The following is a 213-nucleotide window of genomic DNA, read 5'->3' on the forward strand; positions in this document are numbered from 1 at the left end:
GCTGAAGCGCTTAACTTCCGTGTTCGGCATGGGAACGGGTGTGGCCGCTTCGCTATCGCCACCAGACAAAAGAATATTAACATCGCCTCAAGGGCGTGTCAATCCATTTCAGGGTTGTTCCCTGAAAACTGAAGACTCATCAATTCACTCAAACCGTTAGACTAGATCAAAGCCTCGACCGATTAGTATCATTCAGCTCCACACGTCGCCGTG

The 213-nt window shown here is 49.8% G+C and carries 1 rRNA gene; it reads right to left on the reverse strand.

Features of this window, described 5'->3' with window-relative positions:
• A 5S ribosomal RNA gene (gene rrf / locus KNP60_RS15465) occupies nucleotides 1–66 on the reverse strand; the annotation flags it as partial.
• Between the last annotated feature and the right edge of the window lie 147 nt (nucleotides 67–213).

Source organism: Exiguobacterium sp. s5 (assembly GCF_018618075.1).
Classification (GTDB): Bacteria; Bacillota; Bacilli; order Exiguobacteriales; family Exiguobacteriaceae; genus Exiguobacterium; species Exiguobacterium mexicanum_A.